We start from the raw sequence: 16433 nt of genomic DNA on the forward strand, positions 1-16433 counted from the left end.
ATCCTTCTAAGAGCGCTATGGAAAAGACATACAACCCACAATCAATTGAACAAGCGCTTTATCAGCGCTGGGAAGAGGCTGGCTACTTTAAGCCTCATGGTGATACATCTAAAGATGCTTACAGCATTATGATCCCGCCACCAAACGTCACAGGCAGCCTACACATGGGCCACGCGTTCCAGGATACCATTATGGATACCCTGATTCGTTGTGAGCGTATGAAAGGTAAAAATACCCTATGGCAGGTTGGTACAGACCACGCAGGTATTGCTACCCAAATGGTTGTGGAGCGTAAGATCGCTGCTGAAGAAGGCAAAACTAAACACGACTACGGCCGTGATGCTTTCATCGATAAGATCTGGGAATGGAAAAACGAATCTGGTGGCACTATCACCAAACAGCTTCGTCGCCTTGGCGCATCAGTAGACTGGGATCGTGAGCGCTTCACGATGGATGACGGTCTATCAAATGCAGTTCAAGAAGTTTTCGTTCGCCTTTACCAAGAAGATCTACTTTACCGTGGTAAGCGCCTAGTTAACTGGGATCCAAAACTACACACAGCAATCTCTGACATCGAAGTTGAAAACAAAGATGTTAAAGGCTACATGTGGCACTTCCGTTACCCACTTGCTGATGGCGTACAAACAGCAGACGGTAAAGACTACATTGTGGTTGCAACAACCCGTCCAGAAACCATGCTGGGTGATACAGGCGTTGCAGTAAACCCTGAAGATCCACGTTACAAAGATCTGATCGGCAAAGAAATCATTCTACCTATCATTGGCCGTCGCATCCCTATTTTAGGTGATGAACATGCGGACATGGATAAAGGTACAGGTTGTGTAAAAATCACCCCTGCACACGATTTCAATGACTACGAAGTAGGCAAGCGTCATAGCCTACCGATGATCAACATCCTAACTTTTAACGCTGACATTCGTGATGCGGCGGAAGTATTCACCACCAATGGTGAAGAAAGTGATGTTTACAGCACTGAAATCCCAGCTAAATACCAAGGTATGGAGCGTTTTGCAGCGCGTAAAGCTATCGTTGCTGAATTTGACGAGCTTGGTCTACTAGAAGAAATTAAAGATCATGATCTAACCATTCCTTATGGTGATCGTGGTGGCGTAGTTATCGAACCAATGCTAACCGCACAATGGTACGTTCGCGCAGCACCATTAGCTGAACCTGCTATTCAAGCTGTTGAAAACGGCGATATCCAATTTGTCCCTAAGCAGTACGAAAACATGTACTTCTCTTGGATGCGTGATATTCAAGATTGGTGTATTTCTCGTCAACTTTGGTGGGGTCACCGCATTCCAGCTTGGTACGATAACGACGGTAATGTTTACGTTGGCCGTAACGAAGATGAAGTACGTGAGAAACACAATCTAGCGCCAGTTGTGGTACTAAACCAAGACAACGACGTACTTGATACATGGTTCTCTTCAGCGCTATGGACATTTGGTACGCAAGGCTGGCCAGAAAATACCCCTGATCTTCAAACCTTCCACCCATCTGATGTGTTGGTAACCGGTTTTGACATCATCTTCTTCTGGGTTGCGCGTATGATCATGATGACCATGCACTTCTGTAAAGATGAAGACGGCAAAGCACAAGTACCATTTAAAACTGTTTACGTAACCGGTCTTATCCGTGACGAAAACGGCGATAAAATGTCTAAGTCTAAGGGTAACGTAATTGACCCTATCGACATGATCGATGGTATTGATCTTGAGTCTCTAGTAGAGAAGCGTTGTGGCAACATGATGCAACCTCAACTAGCCGCGAAGATCGAAAAAGCGACCCGTAAGACATTTGAAGCAGGTATTGAACCTTACGGTACCGATGCCCTACGTTTCACCCTTGCTGCAATGGCTTCGACTGGCCGTGACATCAACTGGGACATGAAGCGTCTTGAGGGTTACCGCAACTTCTGTAACAAGCTATGGAACGCAAGCCGTTACGTACTAATGAACACAGAAGATCAAGATTGTGGTTTCGCTACCGATAGCGTTCTTGAGTACTCAGTGGCTGACAAGTGGATTGAATCACAATTCCAACTAGCCGCGAAAGATTTTAATGCTCACATTGATAATTTCCGTTTAGATATGGCTGCCGGTGTACTTTATGAGTTCATCTGGAACCAATTCTGTGACTGGTACCTAGAGCTAACAAAACCGGTTCTATGGAAAGGCACTGAAGCACAACAACGTGCAACGCGCCATACGCTAATCACCGTACTTGAGAAGACATTACGTCTTGCGCATCCAGTATTACCTTACATCACTGAATCAATCTGGCAGAGCGTTAAGCCACTGGTTGACGGTGTTGAAGGTGAAACCATCATGAATCAGGCATTGCCTCAGTTTGATGAAGCGCAATTCAATCAAGCAGCAATTACTGACATTGAATTTGTTAAGGCATTTATCACAAGTATTCGTAACTTACGTGCAGAATACGATATCGCGCCAAGCAAACCACTATCAGTAATGCTAAAAGTTGCAGATGCTAACGATGCAACTCGTGTTGAAGCAAACCTAACAGTACTTAAATCTCTGGCTAAACTTGAAGAAGTTAAAGTATTGGCTGACGGTGAAGCAACACCTGCTTGTGCAACAGCACTTGTAGGTAAATCTGAGTTAATGATCCCAATGGCGGGTCTGATTGATAAAGATGCTGAACTGGCACGTTTAGATAAAGAAATTGCGAAAATGGCAGGCGAAATCAAACGTACTGCTGGCAAACTAAGTAACGAAGGTTTCGTTGCTAAAGCGCCTGAAATCGTAATTACTAAAGAACGTGAAAAACTAGCGGGTTATGAAGAAACACTGGTTAAACTTACCGAGCAAAAAGCAACTATTGCTGCGCTATAAGTAATCGTTAATCATATCAATAAAAACCGACGTTTCGACGTCGGTTTTTTTTATTCTACAATTTATGGCACTCAGACAAAGATAAAAAACATTCACCAACAATAGCTTTTAACTATTGGTGACATATAAAATACCAAATTTACCTATTGAACTAAGTTTGTAATACTCATTACATCAAATTAATGAGATTAACCTTATGAAGAAGACCCTTAGTTTTGCCATTATCCATTTTACCGTTGCTTTTAGTTTGGCATTTCTCTTAACGGGAAACTTTTTGATTGGTGGCTTAATCGCTTTAATCGAACCCATGGTCAATACCGTTGCTTTCTACTTCCATGAGAAAGTATGGCAAACCAAAAAGCTCATTCAAACTCAACATTCCTCACCAAGTAAAAAGACAATCAGTTTCGCTATATTGCATTTTAGTGTCGCTTTTACAGTGGTGTATTTACTAACCGGTGATTTACTGATTGGTGGCACAATGGCGATGATTGAACCCACAATTAACACATTGGCTTATTACCTTCACGAGCGAGTGTGGCAAAAAAAGCAACACCATCAAAATCCGCCTCAACAATTAATGTCGATGATGGTGTGTTTACACCATTAAGATAGCAAAAAACCCTGCTTGTTAAATGACATCACATCAATAACAAACAGGGTTTATTTACTTGTATTATTAGTTGCTAATACTATGACTTACGAATAAACAGGCGACTAATAACTTTGTTTAAGGTGATAAACCCGTAAACCTTGCACCACGTCATCATAACTTGCTGAGCCAATGTATTTAATTTGACGTTGGTGTTCTGGTACTAGCGTGAAACTTGAATCTTCAAATCGCCCTTCGCCTTCAAATTCCAAATGCACAAAGAAAGCGGGTTTACTGCTACTTAGCATCACCACTATCTCATTATTGTGCTCTGCAACTTCAAACCGTAAATCAGGACAAGCTAACTCACAATATTTAGGGCGCGCTGGAAACCACGTGTTTTCAATTAATTGCTGACCACTATGTAAATGTACATGGAAGAAACCATCTTGTTCATGGCCCTCTAAATCTTCATTTAGCCATTCCCATACGATCTTAGTTGAGTCAGCTTCTAAATATTGCGCAATTGGCTCACGATAAAGAATTTCCCCTTCCCAGCTTTGCCATACCACTTCGCCTTTTAACTCGGTATTTTTACGGCCATCATTAACGAGGTGTAATTTAAGCCCTTGTTGATCACGAGTAAACGTGGCGATTTGCGGCGCAAAGAAGCGCCGCGCATGGTAATGCAATTGTTTCCAACGGCCGCTGTATTCTAATGATGACCATGAGCTCACAGGCCAGCAATCATTTAATTGCCAAAACAACATTCCACGGTTAATCGGTTTTTGAGTACGCCAATACTCAGCCGCTGTTTTCACCGCCAATGCTTGTTGCACTTGCGATAAATACAGCATATTGACAAAACCATTTGGAAAACGAAAATAGCGGGTAAACATCTCGGTAATAACCGAATTACCATGACTGCTTTTCTGATGATTTTCAAAACTTGGCGAGCTTATATTCCAATCTTGTTCAGGTAAGAAACTCTTTACCGTTGGCAATGATGGCCAAGATTGAAATCCAAATTCAGAACAAAAACGTGGTGTAACTTGCAGGTAAGCATCAAATTCTTTACCGCTATCCCACACATCCCAACAGTGCATGTCACCCCGAAGAGGATCATGATGCCACGTATCGATAATGTCTAATTCACCGTTACATGGTGAACTCGCCCAAAAACGACGTGATGGATCTTCACGTTCAACCACCTCAGCTAAGGTACGATTGAGACGATCGTAATTAAGCAGATGCTTCTCACGATATTGACGCGATTCAGGATCACGATTAATCGCCCCTAGCACTTCATTATCACCGCACCACAACGCTAAACTTGGATGATCTTTTAAACGTCGAACTTGATATTCAACTTCTTGTTCAACTTCTGCAATAAAATCAGGGGTTGATGGGTACAGCGCATTAGCAAACATCAAATCTTGCCAAACAAGCAGCCCCAATTCATCACAGATATTATAAAAAATGTCTTTTTCATACATGCCACCGCCCCACACTCGCAGCATGTTCATGTTGGCCGCTGCGGCATCAGTTAATAAACTACGGTAACGCTGTTCACTCATTCGCGCAGGCATAGCATCCAGAGGGATCCAATTCGCACCACGGGCAGAAATAGGCACATCATTGACCATTACCACCATACTTTGGCCGTGATCATCATCTTCAGTGATTAATTCTAACTTGCGTAAACCAATTTGCTTGGTGATCGCAACACCATCAGCTTCAAGAGCCAATTTATACAACCGCTGTTTACCGTAACCCGCAGGCCACCAATGACGCGGATTATCAATGCGGAAAATAACACTGGCTTTGGTTGCTTCACGATCAAGCGTTAGACAAAAGGTTTGTCCATCAAAAGTAACCGACGCATTAGCCAGTCCTTTTTCAGAAACAACTTCATAATGTAAAGTAACCGCTAACTCACACTCTTGTTGATTCCATTTCTGTTTAGTTGCTAAATGACTAATGCGTACATGCTCAATAGGCTGTAGCACAATATCACCATAGACGCCCAAAACAGACAGACAAATACTCCAATCCCAACCACTATGAAACTGTGGTTTACGCAGCGTATTCATAAATGGAATTTGGTTATTACCCTTTGCCCACGGTACTGGGAACGGTAATTTATCTGCACGGCTTTTAGCTTCTAAATCCGCACGATGTAACACAATTTCAATGCGGTTAGTGCCAACTTGCAAACAGCTTAATACATCCACCTTATGGCGCATGAACATATTCGTAAAGTCAGCAACGGTATGACCATTAATGCGAATCTCAGCTACCGTATCAAGCTGATTTAATACCAAATCCATGGCATTACACGTCAGTTGTTCGGCAGTTAATTCAAAGTGGCGGCTGACAATCCAGTCGCACTCACCGACCCACTGAACTTTTTTTTCATTGGTTGCCCAATAAGGATCAGGGATCTCTTCGGCTGCATATAATGCCGAGTGAACATCGCCCGGCAAATCAATATGAAGGTCTTGAATTGCAGGACGTTGAATACACGCAAGCAACCATTGGCCATTAAGTGAGATTGTCATCAATCACTCCAATACTGAAGCTATTCAGTATGATTTAAATTTGTGAGGCTAAACGGAAAGATTTACACGCGTCGTGATTACAGACAGTGATCACGGGTAAATTTCTATTATATCGTAAATATCAAACGTTGATATCACAGCCAAAAAGTAGAAAAAGCCAGCAAAATGCCGGCTTTTTAAAATAGAGTGGTGTTATGACGATTTATTCTTCGTCTTCGCTCTCTTCATCATCATCTTCGTCAGATTCGAAGTAAGTACCCCAACCGTCATAATCGATGCTGTGCTTGTCAGCCAATATAATTAACTTTTCAGCTTGCTCATCAATAAGCTCAGCGTTGAGTGCTGATTCCATTACGGCATCAAAACATACAACCTTGCCGCCGCCATCTTCAGGATCAAGTTCTAGTTCTTCAGCTTCTAAAACATTAAAACCAAGTTTAAATGCTTCAACTGCCGCAGCTTCTAGTTCTTCAAATGTGTCTGCAGAGAAATGGTGCTCAATGGTGTAAAGCGCCTCTGGCTCACTGCCATCTTCAAGTAATGCGGCAATAATTTCGCGCGTTTCTTCTTTTTGCTCTGCAATCAATTCTGCGTAAGACATGGTATCACTCCACCTATGGAATAAATTTGCTGGCAAATATCGCATGGTTTGCACTCAATTACCATATGTTACGCATATGCCAAGCCTAAATTGATCTTAATCAACCGTTGGTGAATTAACATCAATGCTAAAAAAAACTGTCACAATGCATAATATTCCATGCGTATTCAGGTTATTATTGAGCAATAACCGTCGCGTAAGCCCTTCTATTGATCTTGTATCATCATTATTCGCATAGCCACCCATTTTTTTTACACTAATATCCTTCATTGAAAAATAATGCTCTCATGCTTTAATCTTAATGCGAAAAAATTGTGAACAATCGTTGAGTTAGTAACTATATTCCGCTTTAGAATCAGCGTATCCCAAGGCAAAATGAGACAGTTTATTAGCGACTTACCGCTGACATACTCAGCAATACCCGTTTTGATCATTTACGTTTATTGTTTGTTCCCTTATTTATCCATAAGTGCTTTTATCACTCATGCAGACAAACACACCTTATGGTTATCATTAACCAATGGTGCAGGAGATAACCATGACGACACACACAGAAATTAAACCAGAAAAGAAAAGCTTTTTTTCTCAATTAAAATTCCCATCGGCTTACACCATTTTATTTACGCTTATTGCTTTAGTTGCTGCGCTAACATGGGTTGTACCTGCTGGACAATATGATCGTGAAATGAATGCAGAACTCGGTAAAGAAGTTCCAATTACAGGCACTTATAAACCCGTAGAGAGCAATCCCCAAGGTGTTGTTGATGTATTACTGGCACCAATAGATGGTTTTTATAACCATGAATCTTATGAAGCCGCAGCCATTGATGTGTCATTGTTCATTTTAATTATTGGTGGTTTTTTAGGGTTGGTCACTAAAACAGGGGCCATTGATGCGGGTATTGAGCGTGTTACCGCTCGCCTGCATGGTAAAGAAGAATTAATGATCCCGATTCTGATGGGTCTGTTTGCCGCTGGCGGTACCATTTATGGCATGGCAGAAGAATCGTTACCTTTCTATACGCTATTAGTGCCGGTGATGATGGCGGCGCGCTTTGACCCCCTAGTTGCCGCAGCGACAGTATTACTTGGCGCAGGTATAGGAACACTAGGATCAACAATAAATCCTTTTGCTACCGTGATTGCATCTAATGCTGCTGGAATCCCCTTTACCGATGGCATTATATTACGCGTTATTATTCTAGCGGTGGGTTGGTTAATCTGTGTCGGTTATGTCATGCGCTATGCCAAAATGGTACGCGAAGATAAAACCAAATCGATTGTCTATGACCAATATGAACAAAATAAAGCCCATTTTTTAAGTAATCAATCTGACCAAATGCTTGAGTTCACCACCACCCGTAAAGTTATTCTGGCTATTTTTGGACTCTCTTTTGCGGTAATGATTTATGGTGTTGCTGTTGCTGGTTGGTGGATGCCACAAATATCAGCCATGTTCCTTGGCGCCTCTATTCTTATTGGTTTCGTGTCACGAATGAGTGAGGAAGATTTTTCAACCAGCTTTATTGATGGCGCGCGTGACTTGCTTGGGGTCGCGTTAATTATCGGTATTGCGCGTGGTATTGTGGTGATCATGGATCGCGGTATGATCACCGATACCATCCTAAACTCAGCCGAACACATCGTGACCGGACTCTCGGCGGTGGTGTTTATTAATGTGATGTATATATTAGAAATATTACTGTCATTTTTGGTTCCTTCAACCTCCGGACTCGCGGTACTGACAATGCCGATCATGGCACCTCTGGCTGATTTTTCAGGAGTAGGACGGGAGCTGGTTGTCACTGCTTACCAATCAGCTTCTGGTGTAGTAAATCTAGTCACACCAACATCAGCAGTAGTAATGGGTGGGCTTGCAATTGCACGCGTCCCTTATGTTCGATGGTTAAAGTGGGTCGCACCATTATTAGGTATTATTATTGTGTTTACGATGGTGGTATTAAGTATTGGTGTAATCTTAGTGTAGATTTCTAATTTACTTATCAAATCGTTGTCTGTTATTAAAGCCGCCTTTGGGCGGTTTTTTATTGCTGATGATAAATGTAGCCCCCTTGTCATGACTATTTAATGTAGGTAATGGTTAATTATTTTAATTAACACTTATTTTTTAATCTGTTCACCCCTCTATTCTTCTATTCTTCTATTCTTCTATTCTTCCGCTTATTATATTCACTATCAATAATTACATATTTAAATTTAAAAAATAACATTTACCACGGTGGGAAAATAATGAATAAGCATCACAAAAAACACTTTAAAAATTTAATTTAAAAATAAAAATAGCAGACATTTAAAATAGATAATCACATTAGATGAATATTATTCAGCGGCATTCAAACTTATTTAAAACCATAAAATGCATAATATTTCACGACAGCACAAAATACCATTAAAAAACAACAAGATAAAACAACAACAAGTCTTAAAAAAACATCAAAACCACATAATAAACCAGGCTGAATTTTTGCTTTTTCTTTGATTTTCGTTGTAAATAACCATCATAACATCGCTAAGTCATTAATAATTAAAGTGTGATAACGATCTTATACAAATAAAGCCAACCACGTAGAATCAATTACAGAAACAACATCTACTACTTATTTAACGCTTCGTAACTTTAAACATAGCCAATCATTAACAGGCATAAAAATAGAGGGATACTATTATGGGTAACTTTTATGTAGGTTCTGAAATAGGTCAACTACGCCGCGTACTTATTCATCGTCCAGAGCGTGCTTTAAATAACCTTACACCATCAAATTGCCAAGATTTATTATTTGATGATGTGTTATCCGTTGAAAAAGCGGGTGAAGAACATGATGTGTTTGCTAATACTTTACGCCATCAAGGTGTTGAAGTTTTATTATTACAAACCATGTTAAGTGCAACATTAGCGGTTCCAGAAGCAAAAGATTGGTTATTAACAACTCAAATATCAAATTACCGTTTTGGGGATACCTTTGCGAATGATATTCGCTGTTTCTTAGCTGACCTTCCTCATGCTGAACTCGCTTCTATTTTATTAGGTGGTTTAAGTTACGCCGAATTACCACTGCAATCTTCCTCTATTATGCAAAAAATGCATTCGCCTTGTGATTTTATTATCAAGCCATTACCGAATCATCTCTTCACCCGTGATACCTCATGCTGGGTGTATGGCGGTGTTTCTATTAACCCTATGGCAAAAGAAGCACGTCAACGTGAAACTAATCATTTACGAGCAATTTATCGTTGGCATCCAACATTTGCAGGCCAAGACTTCATTAAATACTTTGGCGATGAGCAAAATGCTTATGACAAATCGACCATCGAAGGCGGTGATGTTTTAGTGCTAGGTAAAGGCAGCGTGTTAATCGGTATGTCAGAACGTACCACACCACAAGGGGTTGAAGCGTTAGCCGCCAGCCTATTTAAACACGGTCAAGCCAAGCAAGTGATTGCGATGGAATTACCAAAACACCGTTCATGCATGCACCTTGATACCGTAATGACACATATGCGTGAAGATACTTTCTCTGTTTACCCAGAAGTAATTCGTAAAGACGTTCAATGCTGGAGCTTAACGGGTGATGCTTATGGCAACGTTAAAGCTAAAGAAGAAAATTATTTTGTTCACACAATAGAAAAAGCCTTAGGTGTTGATCAACTTAATCTAATTACCACTGGCGGCGATGGCTTTGAAGCTGAACGTGAGCAATGGAACGATGCCAACAATGTGTTAACCGTCAGCCCTGGCGTGGTTATTGGTTATGAGCGTAACACTTACACCAATGAAAAATATGATAAAGCAGGCATCACTGTTTTACCGATTCCTGGTGATGAATTGGGGCGTGGCCGTGGTGGTGCTCGCTGCATGAGCTGTCCAATTGAGCGTGATGGTATTTAACCCATTAGCAAAGGCTGGGGCGATGACCGACCAGCCTCCAATAAATACGGAGAGACACAGTTATGACTAAACAAACCGTTGTAGTTGCCCTTGGTGGTAACGCCTTATTACGTCGCGGCGAGCCTTTAGAAGCCAGTATTCAACGCCAAAACATTGCCACCGCAGCCAAAACCATCGCTGACATTGCGCTGCAATATAATGTCGTGCTCGTTCATGGTAACGGCCCACAAGTAGGATTACTGGCACTGCAAGGGTTGGAATATAAAAAAGTGATGCCGTACCCATTAGATGTTTTGGGATCAGAAACACAAGGCATGATCGGTTACATCTTAATGCAAGAACTGAAGAATTTACTGCCAGAACTAGATGTCTCTTGCATGCTGACTCAAATGCTCGTTGATCCACAAGACCCAGCCTTTGCGGATCCAACCAAGCCTATTGGCCCGGTGTATCAAGAAGCTGAAGCACGTGAATTAGCAGAGAAATTTCAATGGACAGTGAAAGCTGACGGTCAATATTTCCGTCGCGTAGTGCCAAGCCCACAACCTATCGGCATCGTTGAATGTGATGCTATCGAAACCCTGATCAAACGCAATCATTTGGTTATTTGTACTGGCGGTGGTGGCATTCCGGTTAAACGTGAAAACAACAAACTTATCGGTGTCGAAGCTGTGATTGATAAAGACATGTCAGCCGCTTATCTCGCCAAACAATTAAACGCCGATGCACTGCTTATTTTGACGGATGCCGATGCGGTTTATCTTGATTGGGGCCAAGCAACCCAAAAAGCCATTACTAGCACCACCCCACGCGCATTATCGCATTACAGTTTTGATGCGGGCTCCATGGGACCCAAGATTGAAGCATCGTGTGAATTTATCAAACAAGGTGGGAAATTCGTCGGTATCGGTGCGCTACATGACGGATTAAAGATTCTAAAAGGTCAAGCTGGTACAAATATTATTGCAGATAAATAGAATAACTATTCACAAACAGCAAAAAATAAGATACACATAATATTAACATTAAGCAGTATCGAGTAACTCAACCATAACATAACAAGATTCAGTCGAAGTGATACTGAACCTTAAGAGGGATACATCATGGCTTTTAATCTTCGTAATCGTAACTTCCTAAAATTAATTGATTTCACTCCTCGTGAGATTCAACATTTACTTGAACTGTCGGCTGAATTAAAAAAAGCAAAATATAATGGCTATGAGCAACCACGCCTTAAAGGTAAAAATATTGCACTGATCTTTGAAAAGACCTCAACCCGTACGCGTTGTGCATTTGAAGTTGCCGCTTTTGACCAAGGAGCTCAAGTTTCTTACTTAGGCCCTTCTGGCTCTCAAATTGGCCATAAAGAATCAATGAAAGACACCGCTCGCGTATTAGGTCGTATGTACGATGGCATTGAATACCGTGGTTTTGGGCAAGCTATTGTTGAAGAACTTGGCGCATATGCAGGGGTTCCTGTATGGAATGGTCTAACAGATGAATTCCACCCAACGCAAATTTTAGCTGACTTTCTAACCATGCAAGAGCACGGTCGCGGTAAAGCATTACATCAAATATCATTTGCTTACCTAGGTGACGCACGTAATAACATGGGTAATTCATTGATGGTTGGTGCTGCAAAAATGGGAATGGATATTCGCCTTGTCGCACCAAAAGCTTTCTGGCCTGATGCTGAACTTGTCGCTCAATGCCGTGAAATTGCCGCTGAAACTGGGGCTAAAATCACCATGACAGATGATGTTCAAGAAGGTGTTCAAGGCTGTGATTTCCTTTATACCGATGTGTGGGTTTCTATGGGTGAAGCCAAAGAAGCATGGGCTGAGCGAATCAATTTAATGTTGCCATACCAAGTTAACATGGCAATGTTAAAAGCAACGGGGAATCCGCATGTGAAATTTATGCACTGCTTACCCGCTTTCCATGGCGAAGATACCACGATAGGAAAAGAGCTTGCTCAAGCTTACCCAATGTTATCAAAAGGGGTCGAAGTAACAGACGAAGTGATTGAATCAGATCATTCAATTGTGTTTGATGAGGCGGAAAACCGCATGCACACCATCAAAGCCGTAATGGTCGCTACATTAGGTAATTAAACCGCCCCCTAATTGCGATATCTTTTAATTCTTCTGCCGCTTACTGGAGCGGCAGTTGCATATTTTTTCAAGGGCTACATTCAACTTAAACGAAAAGACTTTATTTTTCATGGTAATAAAAACAACAATAAACCAAAAACACATAAATGAAATTGCATAAAAATCCGCAGATTGAATAGTTAACGCAAACGCTTGCGCCATAAAAAATAGAAGGTATAATCCTTGCAATTTGCCTAGCAAGAGATAAAAAATGAACCTTACAATTAACACGACATTGATTCGCTGTAATTATCCGTTGGTGATGGTTTGTTATTTTATTTTTATTATTTTTCAAAAAAAAGCCTCCTTTTAATAGGGGGCTTTTTTTTGCCTAAAATTTAGTAAACAACAACCGTTTTTTAATTTAACTAAACCATCAGAGGGAAAGAAGCCATGGCTAATTCGCTGTTTAAAAAGCATATTATTTCTATACCAGAGCTTAACCGTGCTGAACTAGAGCTTATTATTGAGACCGCTGCGAGATTAAAAGCCGAGCCGAATCCGACCTTACTTAAAAATAAAGTCGTCGCCAGTTGCTTCTTTGAACCATCAACCCGTACACGCCTTTCATTTGAAACCGCTATCCAGCGCTTAGGTGGTACTGTGGTGGGATTTGATTCGCCAGGAAATACATCGTTAGCCAATAAAGGCGAAACATTATCAGATTCAGTGCAAGTCATTACCTCTTATGTTGATGCATTTGTTATGCGTCATCCCCAAGAAGGTGCGGCTCGTTTAGCATCTGAATTTTCCAATGGGGTACCGGTTATCAATGGGGGTGATGGCGCCAATCAGCATCCAACCCAAACACTGTTAGATCTGTTCACTATCCATGAAACCCAAGGTCGACTTGATGGTATTAATATCGCCTTCGTGGGCGATTTAAAATATGGTCGTACAGTACATTCATTAACCCAAGCATTATCAAAATTTAATGATGTTAAATTCTTCTTTATTGCCCCTGAAGTACTGGCAATGCCGGATTATATTTGTGAAGAGTTGGATGATGCGGGTATCAGTTACAGCTTGCACAACAATATGGAAGATGTCATTCCAGAGTTAGATATTCTTTACATGACACGGGTTCAAAAAGAGCGTTTTGATGAGTCTGAATATGTACATATGAAAGCCGCTTATATTCTAACGGCCAACATGCTAGAAAGTGCTCGTGACAATCTGAAAGTCTTACATCCACTACCACGCGTAGATGAAATCACTGTCGATGTCGATAAGACCAAATATGCTTACTTCTTCCAACAAGCAGAAAATGGTGTTTATGCGCGTCAAGCGTTACTGGCTCTTGTACTTAATGAAACTCTATAAAAAGGTGTGATGATCATGGTTAAGGAAACCCAACTAAAAGTTGAAGCAATTAAAAACGGCACTGTTATCGATCATATCCCAGCCAATATTGGCATTAAGGTCCTTAAATTATTTAATATCGATGGTACAAATGAGCGCGTTACTATCGGGCTTAATTTGCCGTCTTCTGCACTAGGTGCAAAAGATCTCATCAAAATAGAGAATGTGTTTCTCACCGAAGATCAAGCCAATCAATTGGCGCTCTATGCACCAAAAGCAACGGTTAATCAAATTGAAAACTACGAAGTGGTTAAAAAGCTCAATTTGTCACTACCTGAATTTATCAGTGCCATTTTTAAATGTCCAAATAGCAACTGTATTTCACATGGTGAACCCGTTAACAGTGGCTTTAAAGTACTGACTAAAAAATCAGATATTCAGCTAAAATGTAAATACTGCGAAAAAGTATTTTCACGTCAAATCGTCACTGAATGTAATAGCTAAATAATTATTTACCTTACCCAGCATAAAAAATATGTGCTGGGTTTTCTCTCTTTCGTTAGACCCTGTCATCTTTTATTAATTAACAGTATTCAATAACGTTAATCTGTATCACATTACTATCATTCACTAGCATTACTTCATCTTACGTTTGTTATTTGGTGATAATGGTCATATTCCCGCTATATTATAATTGTTAACATCAATATGCACCAATGCGCAACAATACAGCGACAAAAATAATCTCTCTTATCCTACCCATTATTGATCCATACATTGCCAAGGAATGACGTCAATGACCATCCAACCCCCAGCAATCGATCATAATTATTGTAATGATAATATGACATCAGCATGTAAACGCTTATTACAGCAACAAAGTTTTACAACGCAAGATGATATTCGGTTTCAATTAATTGAACTAGGCTTTCACGATATCAGTCAATCAACGGTATCACGACTATTATTACGCTTAGGCGTCGCGAAAGTACCTAACGCTGCGGGTAAAAAAATTTATTGCCTTACCGCTGAAAATGAACCAATTAAAATTAATGCATCCATTGCATCACAAATTGAATTTGTCAGTCATAACCAACTTGTTGTGGTCATTAAAACCCACCCAGGTAGCGCACAGTTAGTGGCACGATTAATTGATATGCAGCCTCATGTGGATATTTTAGGCACTATAGGCGGCAATGATACGGTAATGGTTGCGCCAAAAGACATAACTCGAATCAACCAATGCCTACAAGTAGTAAAACATTGTTTAGGGTTAAAATAGCCATTGATTACGATGATCATTAGTTGAATATACGCGTTATTGACCCCATATTAATTAACACTTAAAGGCGATTATTTTGTGCCTTTTAATGATCATTAAATAGGATAAATCATGACAAAAATTCTTCATACAGAGCAAGCACCTGCGGCAATCGGTCCTTATGTACAAGGTGTTGATCTTGGTAGCATGGTACTAACATCAGGTCAGATCCCTGTTAATCCACTAACAGGTGATGTTGCAGAAGACATCGCAGCTCAAACTCGTCAATCATTAGATAACGTTAAAGCGGTTGTAGAAGCATCAGGCTTATGTGTTGCTGATATCGTGAAGATGACTGTATTTGTTAAAGATCTAAATGATTTTGGTGCAGTAAATGAAGTTTACGGTGCATTTTTCGATGAACACAATGCGCCTTACCCTGCTCGCTCTTGTGTTGAAGTTGCGCGTCTACCTAAAGATGTAAAAATTGAAATTGAAGCGATTGCTGTACGTAAATAATCGTTAAAAAAGCGATCACGAGACTGAAATTAGTGATCGCTTTTTATGATTATAATTAAGAATAAGACTGTTCAGCTATTGCTAATACCTGCGCAAACCATGCGGTAAATAACTGCGGGGCTTGTTGTAATTGCAACTGCAACTCCGCGATAGACCACCAACGATAAGCCATTACTTCAGCAGCATTAGGTGTAAACACCAAACCGTCACCCTTTGCGATCAGCACATGATCTAACTCATGCTCAATTAACTGTTGATCCAATGTCGCGTAATAACAAAAATGACCGACATCGATTAAGTGGGTGGATAACGTAATGCCCATTTCTTCTTGTAAGCGACGAATGCCCGCTTGGCTAAATGACTCCCCTTGACGAGGGTGAGAACAACAAGTATTGGTCCACAAACCACCGCTATGATATTTCTCTAGTGCGCGTTGATGTAATAAATACTCACGCCCAGAGGGAGTATCACGATAAAGTAATACTGAAAACGCCAAATGCAATGTGCCATCACGGTGAGCCTGCATTTTTTCTTGTAGACCAAGTTCATGGCCTTGCTCATCTACTAATACTACATATTCTTCAGTCATGATTATCTTCTACTTTTATATCAAAATATTGCTTCTTGTTATTTATTAACAATAAAACAAAACAAGGAC

13 protein-coding genes are annotated in these 16433 nt (G+C 40.6%); 10 read left to right on the top strand and 3 right to left on the bottom strand.

Annotation, left to right across the window (positions count from 1 at the left end; genetic code table 11):
* Positions 1-17 precede the first annotated feature (17 nt).
* Positions 18-2879: a valine--tRNA ligase gene (locus tag C9J51_RS14775; RefSeq protein ID WP_045036397.1), complete on the top strand. Its 2862-nt coding sequence runs from the start codon at positions 18-20 to the stop codon at positions 2877-2879.
* 196 nt (positions 2880-3075) lie between these two features.
* Positions 3076-3489 carry a DUF2061 domain-containing protein gene (locus C9J51_RS14780; RefSeq protein ID WP_045036396.1) on the top strand — a complete coding sequence of 138 codons (414 nt, stop codon included), beginning with the start codon at positions 3076-3078 and terminating at the stop codon, positions 3487-3489.
* A 107-nt stretch (positions 3490-3596) separates the two neighbouring features.
* On the opposite strand, the gene C9J51_RS14785 is transcribed toward C9J51_RS14780, so the two are convergent.
* Both C9J51_RS14785 and rraB read right to left on the bottom strand, forming a co-directional pair.
* Positions 3597-6032 (bottom strand): beta-mannosidase, encoded by a 2436-nt coding sequence (locus C9J51_RS14785; protein WP_045039647.1) that lies wholly within the window; start codon positions 6030-6032, stop codon positions 3597-3599.
* A 202-nt stretch (positions 6033-6234) separates the two neighbouring features.
* Positions 6235-6633, bottom strand: a complete 399-nt coding sequence (gene rraB, locus C9J51_RS14790) for a ribonuclease E inhibitor RraB (protein ID WP_045039648.1) — start codon at positions 6631-6633, stop codon at positions 6235-6237.
* A gap of 538 nt (positions 6634-7171) precedes the next feature.
* Between rraB and C9J51_RS14795 the strand changes: the two genes are divergently transcribed.
* The 8 genes from C9J51_RS14795 (at position 7172) to C9J51_RS14830 (ending at position 15775) form a co-directional block, all read left to right on the top strand.
* Complete coding sequence (locus C9J51_RS14795; RefSeq protein ID WP_045039649.1) at positions 7172-8620, top strand: YfcC family protein; 1449 nt, start codon at positions 7172-7174, stop codon at positions 8618-8620.
* Positions 8621-9319: 699 nt separating this feature from the next.
* Positions 9320-10540, top strand: coding sequence for an arginine deiminase (arcA, locus tag C9J51_RS14800; protein ID WP_045039650.1), 1221 nt, complete (start codon positions 9320-9322; stop codon positions 10538-10540).
* Positions 10541-10602: 62 nt separating this feature from the next.
* Positions 10603-11517: a carbamate kinase gene (arcC, locus tag C9J51_RS14805; protein WP_045036391.1), complete on the top strand. Its 915-nt coding sequence runs from the start codon at positions 10603-10605 to the stop codon at positions 11515-11517.
* Between the two features lie 126 nt (positions 11518-11643).
* The gene (locus C9J51_RS14810) at positions 11644-12654 is read left to right on the top strand and encodes an ornithine carbamoyltransferase (RefSeq protein ID WP_045036390.1); all 1011 of its coding nucleotides are present in this window, start codon (positions 11644-11646) and stop codon (positions 12652-12654) included.
* Between the two features lie 432 nt (positions 12655-13086).
* Positions 13087-14016: an aspartate carbamoyltransferase gene (gene pyrB / locus C9J51_RS14815; protein WP_045036389.1), complete on the top strand. Its 930-nt coding sequence runs from the start codon at positions 13087-13089 to the stop codon at positions 14014-14016.
* Positions 14017-14031: 15 nt separating this feature from the next.
* Positions 14032-14499, top strand: coding sequence for an aspartate carbamoyltransferase regulatory subunit (pyrI, locus tag C9J51_RS14820; RefSeq protein ID WP_045036388.1), 468 nt, complete (start codon positions 14032-14034; stop codon positions 14497-14499).
* A 292-nt stretch (positions 14500-14791) separates the two neighbouring features.
* Positions 14792-15277, top strand: coding sequence for an arginine repressor (locus tag C9J51_RS14825; RefSeq protein WP_231579372.1), 486 nt, complete (start codon positions 14792-14794; stop codon positions 15275-15277).
* A gap of 111 nt (positions 15278-15388) precedes the next feature.
* Positions 15389-15775, top strand: a complete 387-nt coding sequence (locus C9J51_RS14830; protein ID WP_045036386.1) for a Rid family detoxifying hydrolase — start codon at positions 15389-15391, stop codon at positions 15773-15775.
* A 55-nt stretch (positions 15776-15830) separates the two neighbouring features.
* Here C9J51_RS14830 and idi read toward each other — a convergent pair whose 3' ends face one another.
* A complete protein-coding gene (gene idi, locus C9J51_RS14835; protein ID WP_045036385.1) occupies positions 15831-16364 on the bottom strand; it encodes an isopentenyl-diphosphate Delta-isomerase in 534 nt (177 codons plus the stop codon).
* Positions 16365-16433: the final 69 nt, after the last annotated feature.

The organism is Photobacterium iliopiscarium (genome assembly GCF_003026395.1).
GTDB lineage: Bacteria > Pseudomonadota > Gammaproteobacteria > Enterobacterales > Vibrionaceae > Photobacterium > Photobacterium iliopiscarium.